The 16,624-nt window shown below is 74.1% G+C and carries 2 protein-coding genes; both read right to left on the reverse strand.

The window, feature by feature from the left end; all coding sequences use genetic code 11:
• Window positions 1-25: 25 nt before the first annotated feature.
• A complete protein-coding gene (locus tag ELQ39_RS00995) occupies window positions 26-10,897 on the reverse strand; it encodes a type I polyketide synthase (RefSeq protein ID WP_242590622.1) in 10,872 nt (3,623 codons plus the stop codon).
• A 50-nt stretch (window positions 10,898-10,947) separates the two neighbouring features.
• Window positions 10,948-16,569, reverse strand: coding sequence for a type I polyketide synthase (locus ELQ39_RS01000; RefSeq protein WP_443334320.1), 5,622 nt, complete (start codon window positions 16,567-16,569; stop codon window positions 10,948-10,950).
• Window positions 16,570-16,624 lie beyond the last annotated feature (55 nt).

Below are 16,624 nucleotides of genomic sequence, written 5' to 3' on the forward strand. Positions count from 1 at the left end.
CTTCTCTTGGAGTGGGTTCGCCGCGTCACACGGAGACCGCTACGGGGCCCGCGACCGGGGGTGCCGCCTGTTCGCCGCACACGAGCCGGTGCAGATAGCCGGCGAGCGACGCTGCCGTCGGGTGGTCGAAGACCAGGTGGGGCGGGAGTTTGCGCTCGGTGAGGTCACGGAGCCGGTTGCGCAGTTCGATGGAGGTGAGGGAGTCGAAGCCGACCTCGAACAGCCCCTGGTTCGCGTCGATGCGGAACGTGGCGCTGTGCCCCAGCACCGCGGCCACCTGGTCGCGGACCACGTCGAGCAGCAGCTCGGCCTGCTCGGCGGCCGGGAGTGCGGCCAGCCGCTCGGACAGGGCCTTGCCCTGGTCGCCGACGCTCGCCGTGTGGGCCGTCTGCCGGCCGGCGCGGACCAGGCCGCGCAGCAGGGGCGGGACTCCCCCGCCGTCCGTGGCCCGGGTGCGCAGCGACGCCAGGTCCAGTTTGGCGGGCACGAGCTGCGCCTGCCCGGACCGCACGGCGGCGTCGAACAGTTCCATGCCTTCGGCCGGGGTGATCGCCTGGAGGCCGCCGCGCCGGTTCATCCGGGAGCGGGTGAGTTCGTCGGTGTTCGCCGCCATGCCGCTGGTCTGCTCCCACAGGCCCCAGGCCAGCGACAGCCCCGGCAGACCCGCGGCCCGCCGGGCGGCCATCAGACCGTCCAGGTAGGCGTTGGCCGCCGCGTAACTGCCGCTGCCCGCGCCCATGAACACCGCCGAGACGGACGAGTAGACGACGAACGCGTCCAGATCCAGGTCCCGGGTCAGCTCGTCGAGGTGCCGCACGGCGTCCACCTTCGGCGCGAACACCCGCGCCAGCCGCTCCGGGGTCAGCGCCCCGATGACACCGTCGTCGGTCACGCCCGCGGTGTGGACGACCCCGCGCAGGGGGTGCGCGTCGGGCACGGTGGCGAGGAGCGCCTCGACCTGAGCGCGGTCGGACACGTCACAGGCGACGACCTCGACGGCTGCCCCCAGTCCGGTCAGCTCGGCCGCCAGCTCCTGCGCACCCTCGGCGTCCGGGCCCCGGCGGCTGGCCAGGACCAGCTGCCGTACGCCGTGCCGGGACACCAGATGCCGGGCCACCAGACCGCCCAGCGAACCGGCACCCGAGACCAGAACCGTCCCTTCCGGTCCGAACGCCGTGTCCGGGCCGGTGCCCTGGACACCGGCCCGGACGAGCCGGGGCACCGAGAGCACCCCGCCGCGGACCGCCACCTGCGGCTCGCCGCCGGCCAGCGCCACGCCCAGCGCGGTCACCGCCGCCTCGACGGGGGTCGTGCCGGCCGTCATCGCCGGGTCGGTCGCTGCGGCCTCTGCGGCCTCTGCGGCCTCCTCGGGCGAATGGGCCGGGTCAGTCGCTTGGGTCGCTTCGGTCGCTCGGGCCGGGTCCGTGTCGATGAGGAGGATGCGGTCCGGGTTCTCGGCCTGCGCGGCGCGCACGAGGCCCCACACCGCCGATCCCGCCGGATCGGTCACCGTCTTCTCGCCGCCGGCGGGCACCGCGCCCCGGGTCACCACGGCCAGCCGCGTCTCTTCCAGGCCGGGCCCGTCCAGCCAGCACTGCACGGCCTCCAGCACCCGGGTGGCCAGGTCCAGCGCCGCGTCGTCGCCCTCACCGCCGATGGCTTCGAGGACCGCCAGGGCGGGTGCCGGGGCACCCGATTCCACGTCGTCGGCCAGGGTGGCCACCTCTTCCGCGGTGGACACCGGAGACCAGGACGGCACGGTCTCCGTGCCCAGGAGCGGCAGCAGCTCGGTCCACTCCACCCGGAACAGCGAGTCGGCCCGGGTGGTGCCCGCCGCCGTCTCGAGCTGGTCGGCGGAGACCACCCGGGACACCAGGGAGTCCATCGTCACGACCAGCGCGCCGGTCTCGTCCGCCGCGGCCAGCGACAGCGCGTCGTGCTCGGGCCGCGCGATGCGCACCCGCAGGACCGAGGCTCCCGCGGCGTGCAGCACCAGGCCGTTCCACGCGAACGGCAGCCGCAGCTCGGGCCCGCCCGGCGCCGCGTCGGCCGCACCGTGGCCCGCGTCCGCCCCGGCGATCTGGAGCAGCGGCGAGTGCAGAGCGGCGTCGAGAAGCGCGGGGTGGATACCGAACCGGGCGGCGTCCGCTCGGTGCTCCTCGGGCAGGGCGACCTCGGCGAAGATCTCGTCGCCACGCCGCCACAGGGCGCGCACGCCCTGGAACGCCGGGCCGTACCCGTAACCCACCTCGGTGAGCAGACCGTACCCACCGGCGACGTCCACCGGCTGCGCCCCCGGGGGCGGCCAGGCGGCGAAGTCGAACTCGGCGGCACGGGAGCCAGGTTGGGGTGTGCCGGCCAGCATGCCGGTGGCGTGCCGCGTCCAGGCGTCCGCACCGCTCCGCAGGAAGCCGGCGTCTTCGGGCCGCGAGTAGACGTCCACGGTGCGTGCGCCGTTCTCGCCCGGTGCGCCCACGGCGACCTGGACGCGCACCCCGCCGTGCTCCGGCACCACCAGCGGCGCCTCGATGACCAGTTCCTCCAGCACCCCGCAGCCGGCCTCGTCACCGGCCCGCACCGCCAGCTCCACCAGTCCGGTACCGGGGACGAGTACGACACCGCCGACCCTGTGGTCGGCCAGCCAGGGCTGCGACTTCAGCGACAGACGCGAGGTGAACACCAGCCCGTCGGAGTACGGCAGCTCCACCATCGCGCCGAGCAGCGGGTGATCGGTACCGGCCAGTCCGAGGCTGGTGGCGTCGACGGGGCCGGCATCGGTGGCCTGGAGCCAGTAGTGCTGGTGGTCGAAGGCGTACGTAGGCAGGTCCACGTCCAGAGAGGTGGCCCCGGCCGGGAGTACGCCGGTCCAGTCGACGGTGATCCCGCGCACGAACAGCTCGGCCATCGAGGCCAGCAGGCGACGCAAGCCCCCGTCGTCGCGGCGCAGCGAACCGGTCACCACGGCATCGGTGCCGTCACCACCGTCGTCCAGGATCTCGGTGATCGGCTGGACCAGCACCGGGTGCGCACTGACCTCCACGAACGTCCGGTGACCCTGGCTCAGCAGGTCGGTCACGGCGGGACCGAAGCCGACCTGGCCCCGCAGGTTGCGGTACCAGTACGCGCCGTCCAGCACACCCGCCTGGTCCACCCACTCGCCGGTCACGGTCGAGTAGAAGGGCACCATCGGCGCCTGTGCGTTCACCCCGGCGAGGGTGTCGGCGAGGATCTCGCGGATGTCCTCCACGTGCCGGGTGTGCGAGGCGTAGTCCACCGCCACCCGCCGCACACGGACGCCCTCGGCCGACAGGGCCTCCAACGCCTCGTCCAGCGCCTCCGCATCACCCGCGACGACCACGGAGGACGGGCCGTTGACAGCCGCCACCTCCACCCGGTCCGCCCAACGCGTCAGGCGCACCGAGGCGTCGGCCTCGCTCAGCGCGACCGAAGCCATACCCCCACGCCCGGCCAGCTGCCCAGCGATGGCCTGACTCCGCAGCGCCACCACCCGCGCCGCATCCTCCAGCGACAACGCACCCGACACACACGCCGCAGCGATCTCACCCTGCGAGTGACCGACCACCGCATCCGGCAGCACACCCACCGACGACCAGACCGCCGCCAGACCCACCATCACCGCGAAGCTGGCCGGCTGAAGCACATCCACCCGCTCCAGCAACGCGGGCTCCACCTCACCCCGCAACACATCAACCAAAGACCAGTCGACCCACGGCTCCAAAGCAGCCGCACACTCCGCGACCCGCTCCGCGAACACCGGCGAGGCGTCCAGGAGTTCCCGGCCCATACCCGCCCACTGCGAGCCCTGCCCCGGGAACACCCACACCACCTTGCCCGGAGCACCCGCACCGCTCACCCTTCCGGTGACCAAGCCGGCCGGGCTCTCGCCACGCTCCAGCGCCCGCAGGCCGGCCAGGGCCTCCGCGCCCGACTCGGCCACGACCACCGCACGCTCGCCCAGCACCGCACGCCCCGCGACCAACGCACCGGCCACGGCAGCCAGTGACACCCCGTCCGTGCCCTCGACGAACGCGGCGAGCCGCCCCGCCTGACCGGCCAACGACCCCGCACTGCGCGCCGACACCACCAACGGCACCACACCCCCACCACCGGCAGGCAGCGGCTGCGAGGCATCCTGCTCCGGCGCTTCTTCCAGGATCAGGTGCGCATTGGTACCGCTGATACCGAAGGACGAGACACCGGCCCGGCGCGGACGGCCCTCACGCGGCCACTCCCGCGCCTCGGTCAGCAGCTCCACCGCACCCGCCGACCAGTCCACCCGCGAGGACGGCGCGTCCACGTGCAGCGTGGGCGGCATGATCCGGTGCCGCAGCGCCTGCACCATCTTGATGACGCCGGCCACACCGGCAGCCGCCTGCGTGTGTCCGATGTTCGACTTCAGCGAGCCGAGCCACAGGGGCCGTTCCGCGTCGCGGTTCTTGCCGTAGGTGGCGAGCAGCGCCTGCGCTTCGATCGGGTCGCCCAGCGCCGTACCCGTACCGTGGCCCTCCACCACGTCCACGTCGGCCGCCGACAGCCCCGCACTGGACAGGGCACGCCGGATCACCCGCTGCTGCGACGGACCGTTCGGAGCCGTCAGGCCGTTGGACGCGCCGTCCTGATTGACCGCGCTGCCCCGCAGCACGGCGAGGATCTTGTGCCCGCGTTCCCGGGCCACCGACAGGCGCTCCAGGACGACCAGGCCGATGCCCTCGGCCCAGCCGGTGCCGTCCGCGCCGTCGGCGAACGCCTTGCAGCGGCCGTCGCCGGCCAGGCCCCGCTGGCGGGAGAACTCCACGAAACTGACCGGTGTCGCCATGACGGTCACGCCGCCGGCCAGGGCCATCGAGCACTCGCCCTGCCGCAGGGCCTGCGCGGCCAGGTGCATCGCGACCAGCGACGACGAGCAGGCCGTGTCCACGGTGACCGCGGGCCCCTCGAAGCCGAAGACGTACGACACCCGGCCCGACGCCACGCTCGACGCGGTGCCCGTGCTCGCGAAGCCCTCCAGTTCCGGGGCGGTCACGCCGGCCCCGTAGCCCTGGCTGGAGACTCCGGAGAAGACGCCGACGTCGGTGCCCTTCAGGGAGAGCGGGTCGATGCCGGCGCTTTCGAAGGCCTCCCAGGAGGTCTCCAGGAGCAGCCGCTGCTGCGGGTCCATCGCCAGCGCCTCACGCGGCGAGATCCCGAAGAACCCCGCGTCGAAGAGACCCGCTTCCTGAACGAATCCACCCCGGCTCGTGTACGAGGTGCCCGCGCTCTCCGGGTCTGCGTCGAACAGGCCCTCCAGGTCCCAGCCGCGGTCCCCGGGGAAGGCGGACGTGCCCTCACGGCCCTCGGACACCAGGCGCCACAGGTCGTCGGGGCTCGTCACACCGCCCGGCAGCTTGCAGGACATGCCCACGACCGCGATCGGTTCGTCGAGGTCCGCGACGGTGGCCGTGGACGGGGCCGGCGCGCCGGACGTCACCGTGGTGTCCCCGAACTCCTCGCGCAGGAAGCCCGCGAGGGCGTGCGGGTTCGGGTAGTCGAAGATCAGCGTGGCGGGGAGCTTGAGGCCGGTCGCCTCGCGCAGCCGGTTGCGCAGCTCCACCGAGGTGAGCGAGTCGAACCCGGCCTCGTTGAACGCGGTGTCGGCGCGGACGCTGTCGGGTCCGCTGTGGCCGAGGACGACCGCGGCCTGGGTCCGTACGAGGTCGAGGAGCAGGGCGTCCTGCTCCGGCCCGGTGAGTGCGGACAGCCGGCGGGGCAGGTCGTCGCCGCCCGTGCCGGCCGCCGCCCGCGCCTGCCTGCGTCCTGCCGGTACGAGGCCGCGCAGCAGGTGCGGGACCGCTGCCCCGGCCGCCGCGCCGGCCCGCGCCGCGCCCAGGTCCATCTTGATCGGTACGAGCAGTGCGTGCCCGGAGACGAGGGCGGCGTCGAACAGTTCGGTGCCCTCGGTCGCGGTGATCGCCAGGACGCCGCCGCGCCCGGCGCGGGCCTGGTCGGCGTCGCCGAGGTGGGCGGTCATTCCGGCGTCCTGCTCCCACAGGCCCCAGGCCAGCGACAGCCCCGGCAGACCCGCCGCCCGGCGTTCGGCCATCAGACCGTCCAGGAAGGCGTTGGCCGCCGCGTAGTTGCCCTGGCCCGCCGATCCGAAGACGCCGGAGGCGGACGAGAACACGACGAACGCGTCCAGGTCCAGGTCGCGGGTCAGGGCGTCGAGATGGCGTACGGCGTCGGCCTTCGGTGCGAACACCTTCCCCAGTCGTTCGGGGGTCAGCGCCCCGATGACCCCGTCGTCGAGGACGCCCGCCGTGTGCACCACGCCGCGCAGGGGGTGCTCGCCGGGTATCCGGCCGAGGAGGGCCTCGGTCTGGGCGCGGTCGGACACGTCACAGGCGACGACCTCGACGGCCGCCCCCAGTTCGGTCAGCTCGGCCGCCAGCTCCTGTGCACCCTCGGCGTCCGGGCCCCGGCGGCCGGCCAGGACCAGGTGCCGTACGCCGTGCCGGGTGACCAGGTGCCGGGCCATCAGGCCGCCCAGCGAACCGGTGCCGCCTGTGATCAGTACCGTCCCCTCGGGGGCGAACACGCGGGGGGTGTCCGGGGCGGGTCCGCCGGCGCGGGCGAGCCGGGGCGCCCTCAGTGCCGGGCCGCGTACGGCGGCCTGGGGTTCTCCCGCGGCCCGCACCACGCCCAGCACCGGCACGACGCCGTCGTCGGCGGCCGGGTCGGCGTCGACGAGGACGATCCGGTCGGGGTTCTCCGCCTGCGCGGCCCGCACCAGACCCCACACGGCCGCCCCGGCCGGGTCGGTCACCGCGCCCTCGTCGCCGGCGGGCACGGCGCCCCGGGTGGCCACCACGAGCCGGGACTCGTCGAGGCCGTCCGTGGCCAGCCATGCCTGTACCACGGCCAGCACCCGCGAGGTGAGCGCCAGGACGGCGTCCGCCCCGTCGTCACCGGTGGTGACGGCGTCCAGCACCGCCATCGCGGGAGCCCCGCCGCGGGCGAGGTCCGCCACGTCCTCGGCGGTGGCGACGGGCGCCCAGGCCGGGGCGGGCGGGAGGGACTGGTCCGGGGTCATCTCGGTCCAGTCCACGCGGAACAGCGCGTCGGTGGCCGCCGAGGCCGGCACCGGTGCGAGCTGGTCGGCGGAGACCGGCCGGGACACCAGGGAGTCCAGGGTCACGACGAGGCCGCCGGTCTCGTCGGCGGCCTCCAGCGCGACGGCGCCGGGACCGGCGGAGGTGAGGCGGATGCGCAGCGCGGGCGCGCCCGCGGCGTGCAGTTCCAGGCCGTTCCACGCGAACGGCAGCACCGGCTGCCCGGGGTCCTGCGCCGCCGCGTCGGCCTCGGCGCCGAACATCCCCGCGTGCAGGGCCGCGTCCAGGAGCGCCGGGTGGATGCCGAAGCGGTCCGCGTCCTCGCGGTGCTCGGCGGGCAGGGCGGCCTCGGCGAAGACCTCGTCGCCGCGCCGCCAGACGGCACGCAGACCCTGGAACGCGGGGCCGTAGGCGTAGCCGCGCTCGGTCAGGTCGTCGTAGAAGCTCTCGACGTCGACCGGCTGGGCGCCGGGGGGCGGCCAGGCGGCGAAGTCGAAGGCGCTGTCCCGGGCGGCGGGTGCGGTGGTGCGGGTGGCGGCGAGGGTGGCGGTGGCGTGCCGGGTCCACGCGTCGCCGGCACCCGGGGCGTCCTCGCGCTGGGAGTGGATCTCCACGGTGCGTGCGCCGTGGGGGTCCGGCGCTCCCACGGCGACCTGGACGCGGACGCCGCCGTGCTCCGGCACCACCAGCGGCGCCTCGACGACCAGTTCCTCCAGCATTCCGCAGTCGGCCTCGTCCCCGGCCCGTACGGCGAGCTCCACCAGGCCCGTGCCGGGGACGAGCACGGCACCGCCCACGGTGTGATCGGCCAGCCAGGGGTGGGTCTTCAGGGACAGCCGCGAGGTGCACACCAGCCCGTCGGAGTGCGGCAGCCGCACCACCGCGCCGAGCAGCGGGTGGTCCGCCGCCGCCTGTCCCAGTGACGCCGCGTCGGTCACCGACTGCGCCGTCCGGAGCCAGTACTGCTGGTGGTCGAAGGCGTACGTCGGCAGGTCCACGACCGCCGGCCCGGTTCCGGTGTCCGGCAGGACCCGTGCCCAGTCGACGCTCACGCCGCGCACGAACAGCTCCGCCATCGAGGCGAGCAGGGTCCGCTCCTCCGGGCGGCCGTCGCGCAGTGCCGCCACGCAGGTGACGCCGGGGCCGGCGGTGGTGTCGGGGACCGCCGAGGCGGCCGTCTCCGTGACGAGTCCGGTCAGGGCGGCGCCCGGGCCCAGCTCGACGAAGAGCGTGCCGCCGTACTGGACCGCTGCGGCGATGCCCTCGGCGAACCGCACCGGGCGGCGCACGTGCGCGGCCCAGTACTCCGGGCCGGTGAGTTCGTCGGGCCCGGCGAGACGGCCGGTCACGTTCGAGATCACCGGTATGTGCGGTGCCCGCCACTCCACGTCGGTGAGTTCCGCGGCGAAGTCGGCCAGCATCGGTTCCATGTGCGGGGAGTGGAACGCGTGGGAGACCACGAGGCGTTTGGTCTTGCGGCCCTGTTCCCGCAGTCGTCCGGCCACGGCGAGGACAGCGTCCTCGTCACCGGAGAGGACCACCGCCGCCGGGCCGTTGACCGCCGCGATCTCCACGCCGTCGCCGAGCAGCCCGTCGACCTCCTCCTCGCCGGCGGCGACCGCGACCATCGCCCCGCCCGGCGGCAGTGCCTGCATCAGCCGTCCCCGGGCCGCGACGAGTCGCGCCGCGTCGCGCAGGGACAGCACCCCCGCCACGTGCGCGGCGGACACCTCGCCGATCGAGTGTCCGATGACGGCGTCCGGCCGTACGCCCCAGGACTCCACGAGCCGGAACAGGGCGGTCTCGACCGCGAACAGGGCCGCCTGGGTGAACACCGTCTGGTTGAGCAGTTCGGTGCTGCCCGGCGACCTGCCCAGGACGACGTCCCGTACCGAGTGGTCGACCCATCCGGCGAGGCACGCCTCCAGTTGCTCGCACGCCTCGTCCAGGGCGCGGGCGAACACCGGGTAGCGGTCGTAGAGTTCCCGTCCCGCACCGGCGCGCTGGGAACCCTGGCCCGGGAAGACCCAGACGACCTTGCCCGGGCCGCCCGCTCCCGCGGCCCTGCCGGTCACGGTCCCTGCCGCGTGCTCCCCGCGGGCCAGCGCCCCGAGTCCGGCCGAGGCCTCCTGGCCCGTGGCGGCCAGGACCACCGCGCGCTCCCGCAGCAGGGCCCGCTCCGACAGCAGCGCCCCGGCCACCCGCGGCAACGACACCGGGCCGGGGGCGGAGTCCGGTGCCACGGCGGGTCCGGAGTCCGGCCGGGTGTCCAGGAATGCGGCGAGGCGTCCGGCCTGGCCCGCCAGGGAGCCTTCGCTGTGCGCCGACACGACCAGGGGCACCACGCCCGCGCCCGCCGTCGCCTCCGCGCCGGGCGTCGCCGTCTCGTCCCCTGCCGGGGTCTCGTCCTCGGCGGCGGGAGCTTCCTCCAGAATCAGGTGGGCGTTCGTGCCGCTGATGCCGAACGAGGAGACTCCGGCGCGACGCGGACGGCCGTCGCGCGGCCACTCCCGCGCCTCGGTGAGCAGCTCGACCGCGCCCGCCGACCAGTCGACCTCGCTCGTCGGCTCATCGGCGTGCAGCGTGGGCGGCATGACGCCGTGCCGCAGCGCCTCGACCATCTTGATCACGCTGGACACTCCGGCGGCGGCCTGCGTATGCCCGATGTTCGACTTCAACGACCCCAACCACAAAGGCCGTTCGGGATCCCGCCCCTGCCCGTACGTGGCCAGCAGCGCCTGCGCCTCGATCGGGTCACCCAGCGCCGTACCGGTGCCGTGCCCCTCGACCACGTCGACGTCCGCGGCGACGAGCCCGGCCCCGGCCAGTGCCTTGCGGATCACCCGCTGCTGCGACGGTCCGTTGGGGGCGGTGAGGCCGTTGGACGCGCCGTCCTGGTTGACCGCGCTGCCCCGGATGACGGCGAGGACCCGGTGCCCGCGCTCACGGGCCTCCGACAGCCGCTCCAGGACGATCACACCCGCGCCCTCGGCCAGGCCCATGCCGTCCGCGCCGTCCGCGTACGCCTTGCAGCGGCCGTCGGCGGCCATGCCCTGCTGCCGGGAGAAGACCACGAAGGTGCCCGGTGTCGCCATCACCATCGCGCCGCCGGCCAGCGCCAGCGAGCACTCGCCCTGCCGCAGGGCCTGCGCGGCGAGGTGGATGGCGACCAGCGACGACGAGCAGGCCGTGTCCACGGACACCGCGGGACCCTCGAAGCCGAAGACGTACGACACCCGGCCCGATGCCACACTCGACGCCACGCCGGTGCCGGTGAAGCTCTCCAGCTCGGGCGCGACCCCGCCGGCTCCGGAGCCGTAGCCCTGGCTGGAGACTCCGGAGAACACCCCGACGTCGGTGCCCTTGAGCGAGACCGGGTCGATGCCCGCCCGCTCCAGCGCCTCCCAGGAGGTCTCCAGGAGCAGCCGCTGCTGCGGGTCCATCGCCAGCGCCTCACGCGGCGAGATCCCGAAGAAGCCCGGGTCGAAGAGGCCCGCGCCCTTCAGGAAGCCGCCCTGGTCGGTGTAGGAGGTGCCGGGATTGTCCGGGTCGGGGTCGAACAGGCCGTCCAGCTCCCAGCCCCGGTCGTCGGGGAACCCCGACACGGCGTCCCCGCCCTCTCGCACCAACCGCCACAGATCCTCGGGCCCCGTCACACCGCCCGGCAGCCTGCACGCCGTCCCCACGATCGCGATCGGCTCCCCCGCGTGCGAGGAGCCCTGCTTGCGCAGGGTGTGCAGTTCCGTGGTGACGCGCTTGAGGTACTTGAGGAGCTTTTCGTCCGTGGCCATTCGTCAGTCCTCACGAGAGATGTGGCGGTGCCGGAAGCCCTGTACCGGCGTCACACGAGCCCGAGTTCTCCGTCGATGAAGTCGAGGACTTCGTCGGCCGATGCGGATTCCAGCTTCTCCGCGACCGTGGAACCGTCCGTCTGCTCGACGACCCCATTGCACCTGGCCACCAGGCCCTGAAGGCGCAGCGCGATACTGGTCCTCATGGATTCGTCGAGGCTCTCTGCACCGAGGAGCGACTCGACGTCTTCTATCTTCGTGGTCACCCTGGACAGCACGTCGTCGCCGACGCCGAGTTCGCCGCGCAGGAAGCGGGCGAGCACGAGCGGGGTGGGGTGGTCGAAGACCAGCGTGGCGGGCAGTTTCCTGCCCGTCACCTCGCGCAGCCGGTTGCGCAGCTCCACCGACGTGAGCGAGTCGAAGCCGACGTCCTTGAACGCGGTCTCCGCCTTGACGCTCTCCGGTCCGCTGTGGCCGAGCACGACCGCGGCCTGAGTCCGCACCAGGTCGAGCAGCAGGGCCTCCTGCTCCGGCCCGGGCAGCCCGGACAGACTGCCGAGCAGGTCCCCGTCCTTCCCGGCCGACGCGCGCGCCTGCTGGCGGGTGACGGGCACGAGGCCGCGCAGCAGATGCGGCACCGCACCGCCGGCCGCCGCTGAGGCCCGCACGCCCCGCAGGTCGAGCTTGACCGGCACCCGCAGGGCGTCCGCGGCCCCGACCGCGGCGTCGAAGAGTTCCATGCCCTCGGCCGGTGTGAGCGCGACGACCCCGTCGCGGTTGGCGCGCCGGCTCATCCGCGCCTGGTCGTCGGTGCTGAGGTGGGTGGTCATGTTGGTGGCGTGCGCCCACGTGCCCCAGGACAGCGAGAGTCCGGGCAGGCCGGCCGCGCGTCGGTGCGACATCAGCCCGTCGAGGTAGGCGTTGGCCGCCGCGTAGCCGCTGCTGCCGGCGCCCATGAACACGGACGAGGCGGAGGAGTAGACGACGAACGCGTCCAGGGCCAGGTCGCGGGTCAGCTCGTCGAGGTGCCGTACGGCGTCCACCTTCGGCGCGAACACCCGCGCCAGGCGCTCCGGCGTCAAGGTCTCGACGAGCCCGGCCTCGAACACACCGGCGGTGTGCACCACCGCGCGCAGGGGCTGCTCCTGCCCGGCCCGGGCGAGGAGAGCCTCGACCTGGGCGCGGTCGGACATGTCGCAGGCCACGACGGACACCGTCGCCCCCAGCCCGGTCAGCTCGGCGGCCAGTTCGTTCACCCCTTCGGCGGCCGGGCCCCGGCGGCTGGCCAGGACCAGGTGCCGTACGCCGTGACGGACGACCAGGTGCCGGGTGACGAGCTCACCCAGGGATCCGCCTCCGGAGACCAGCACGGTCCCCTGCTCCCGGAACACCGGGTTCGCGTCCACGTCCTGAGCGGTGGCACGGGCCAGCCGGGGCACGGTGAGGGCGGCGCCGCGCACCGCGACCTGCGGCTCACCGCTGGCCAGCACCGCCGCGAGGACGGCCCCGGGCACGGTGCCCGCCGCGCCCTCGGAGGCCGGCCCGGCGTCCAGCAGGACGACACGGTCGGGGTTCTCGGCCTGCACGGCCCGCAGCAGGCCCCACACCGCCGACCCGGCCGGGTCGGTCACCGTGTCCTCGCCGTCGGCGGGCACCGCGCCCCGGGTGACGACGACGAGCCGCGACGCGTCGAGCCCGTCCGCGGCAAGCCACGTCTGCACCACCGCGAGGACCCGGGAGGTCAGCGCGAGTACGGCGTCGTCGCCCGTCCCGCCGACGGCCTCCAGGACCGCCGCCTGCGGGGCCCCGGCGCCGTCGGCCAGCGCCCCTGCCTCGTCCGGGGTGCGCACCGCCGCCCACGTCGGTACGGGCTCCGACCCTCGGGCCGGGGGCAGTTCGGTCCATTCGACCCGGTACAGGGAGTCGGTGGCGACCGAACCCGCCGCGGTGTCCAGTTGTTCGGCGGACACGGCTCGGGACACCAGCGAGTCCATCGTCACGACCAGGGCGCCGCTCTCGTCGGCCGCCTCGACCGACAGACCGTCAGGACCGCTCGGCGCGACCCGCACTCGCAGCGCGGAGGCTCCCGTGGCGTGCAGGACGAGACCGTTCCACGCGAAGGCCAGCACCGGCCGGCCGGACTTCCCCTCCCCCGGTGCGCCGACGGCGGCACCGAACGTGCCCGTCTGGAGCGCGGCGTCCAGCAGCGCGGGGTGGATTCCGAACCCGGCCGCCTCCCGGTGCAGTTCCTCGGGCAGGGCGACCTCGGCGAAGACCTCCTCGCCCCGCCGCCACACCGCACGCACCCCCTGGAACGCCGGTCCGTAGCCCACACCGCGCTCGCGCAGGCCGTCGTAGAAGCCGGCGACGTCCACCTCGACGCGCCGGGCACCGGGGGGCGGCCAGGCAGCGAAGTCGAAGTCGCTGTCCCGGGCGGCAGGGACGGACGACAGGACGCCGGTGGCGTGCCGCGTCCACGCCTCCCCCTCGCCGGGAACGTCGTCCCGCTGCGAGTGCACCTCGACGGTGCGCGAGCCGTTCTCGCCCGGTGCGCCCACGGCGACCTGGACGCGCACCCCGCCGTGCTCCGGCACCACCAACGGCGCCTCGATGACCAGTTCCTCCAGCACCCCGCAGCCGGCCTCGTCACCGGCCCGCACCGCCAGCTCCACCAGACCCGTGCCCGGGAGCAGCGCCATGCCGCCGATCGCGTGGTCGGCCAGCCAGGGGTGCGACGTGAGCGACAGCCGGGACGTGAACACCAGCTCTTCGGAGTGCGGCAGTTCCACCATCGCGCCGAGCAGCGGGTGATCGGTACCGGCCAGTCCGAGGCTGGTGGCGTCGACGGGGCCGGCATCGGTGGCCCGGAGCCAGTAGTGCTGGTGGTCGAAAGCGTACGTCGGCAGATCGAGCCGCGCCGAGGTGGCGCCGGCCGGGAGCACTCCGGTCCAGTCGACGGTGATCCCGCGCACGAACAGCTCGGCCATCGAGGCCAGCAGGCGACGCAGGCCCCCGTCGTCGCGGCGCAGCGAACCGGTCACCACGGCATCGGTGCCGTCACCACCGTCGTCCAGGATCTCGGTGATCGGCTGGACCAGCACCGGGTGCGCGCTGACCTCGACGAAGACACCGTGGCCCTGACCGGTCAACTCCGCGACAGCCGGGCCGAAACCGACCTGGCCGCGCAGGTTGCGGTACCAGTAGGCACCGTCCAGGACCCCTGCGTCCTCCACCCACTCGCCGGTCACCGTCGAGTAGAAGGGGATCGACGGTGCCTGGGCCTCGACCCCGGCGAGCGTGTCGGCGAGGGTGTCGCGGATGTCCTCCACGTGCCGGGTGTGCGAGGCGTAGTCCACCGCCACCCGCCGCACCCGCACGCCCTCGGCCGACAGGGCCTCCAGCGCCTCGTCCAACGCCTCCGCATCACCCGCGATCACGACGGAGGACGGGCCGTTGACGGCCGCGACCTCCACCCGGTCCGCCCAACGCGTCAGACGGGAAACCGCCTCAGCCTCGCTCAGCGCCACCGAAGCCATACCGCCCCGCCCGGCGAGCTGATCGCGGATGGCCTGACTCCGCAGCGCCACCACCCGCGCCGCATCCTCCAGCGACAACGCACCCGACACACACGCCGCAGCGATCTCACCCTGCGAATGACCGACCACCGCATCCGGCAGCACACCCACCGACGACCAGACCGCCGCCAGACCCACCATCACCGCGAAACTGGCCGGCTGAAGCACATCCACCCGCTCCAGCAACGCGGGCTCCACCTCACCCCGCAACACCTCGATGAGAGACCAGTCGACCCACGGCTCCAAAGCAGCCGCACACTCCGCGATGCGCCCCGCGAACACCGGCGAGGCGTCCAGCAACTCCCGGCCCATACCCGCCCACTGCGAGCCCTGCCCCGGGAACACCCACACCACCTTCCCCGGCACACCCGCAGCACTGCCGGACACCACACCATGCGCGCTCTCACCCCGCGCCAGCGCACTCAGCCCACCCAGGGCCTCCGCGCCCGACTCGGCCACGACCACCGCACGCTCGCTCAGCACCGCACGCCCAGCCACCAGCGCACCCGCCACCGAGGCCAGCGACACCCCGTCGCTCTCCTCGACGAACGCAGCAAGCCGCCCCGCCTGACCAGCCAAGGCCCTCGCACTGCGCGCCGACACCACCAACGGCACCACACCCCCACCACCGGCAGGCAGCGGCTGCGAAGCGTCCTCCTCGGCGGGCGCCTCCTCGAGAATCAGGTGCACGTTGGTACCGCTCACCCCGAAGGACGAGACACCGGCCCGGCGCGGACGGCCCTCCCGCGGCCACTCCCGCGCCTCGGTCAGCAACTCCACCGCACCCGCCGACCAGTCCACCCGCGAGGACGGCGCGTCCACGTGCAGCGTCGCCGGCATGATCCGGTGCCGCAGCGCCTGCACCATCTTGATGACGCTGCCCACGCCCGCGGCGGCCTGGGTGTGACCGATGTTCGACTTCAGCGAACCGAGCCACAGGGGCCGTTCGGCGTCGCGTTCCTTGCCGTAGGTGGCGAGCAGTGCCTGCGCCTCGATCGGGTCGCCCAGCGCCGTACCCGTACCGTGCGCCTCCACGACATCCACGTCGGCCGCCGACAGCCCCGCGCCGGCCAGTGCCTTGCGGATCACCCGCTGCTGCGAGGGACCGTTGGGCGCGGTGAGGCCGTTGGACGCGCCGTCCTGATTGACCGCGCTGCCCCGCAGCACCGCCAGGACCTTGTGTCCGCGCTTGCGGGCGATCGACAGGCGTTCCAGGAGGACGACCCCGACCCCCTCGGCCAGGCCCATGCCGTCCGCGCCGTCGGCGAACGCCTTGCAGCGGCCGTCGGCGGCCAATCCCCGTTGCCGTGAGAACGCCACGAAGTTCCCGGGGGTGGCCATCACCATCGCGCCGCCCGCGAGGGCCATCGAGCACTCGCCCTGGCGCAGCGCCTGCGCGGCCAGGTGAATGGCGACCAGCGACGAGGAGCAGGCCGTGTCGAGGGAGACCGCCGGGCCCTCGAAGCCGAGAACGTACGACACCCGGCCCGACGCCACGCTCGTTGAGGCACCCGTGCCGGCGAATCCCTCGGTTTCCGGGGTCACCACACCGGCGCCGGCACCGTAGCCCTGCCCGGACAGCCCGGAGAAGACGCCGACATCGGCGCCCTTGAGGGAGAGCGGGTCGATGCCCGCCCGCTCGACCGCCTCCCAGGAGGTCTCCAGGAGCAGCCGCTGGTGCGGGTCCATCGCCAGCGCCTCACGTGGCGAGATCCCGAAGAACCCGGCGTCGAACAGGCCGGCCCCCTCCAGGAAACCGCCCTGGGTGACGTACGACGTGCCCGCGTGGTCCGGGTCGGAGTCGAAGAGGCCCTCCAAGTCCCAGCCGCGGTCCTGGGGGAAGTCCGATACCGCGTCGACGCCGTCGGCGACCAGCGTCCACAGCTCATCGGGCGTGGACACGCCGCCCGGGTACCGGCAGGCCATGGAGACGATGGCGATCGGCTCGCGTGCCACCTCCTGGACCTCGCGCAGCCGCTTGCGGGCAGTGCGGGCGTCGGCGATGGCCCGCTTGAGATAGTCGCGGAGTTCTGCCTCGTCAGCCACTGGATTCAACCCCCAGGAGAAAGGAATGTGTGCGATGGCGATGGGTGGGATCCCGCACCGTCCGTGCGGGGCGTGCGGGGCGTGCGGGTCGCGGCCGCGGGGGCGA

It is taken from the genome of Streptomyces sp. GB4-14 (assembly GCF_022696125.1).
GTDB classification, from domain to species: domain Bacteria; phylum Actinomycetota; class Actinomycetes; order Streptomycetales; family Streptomycetaceae; genus Streptomyces; species Streptomyces werraensis.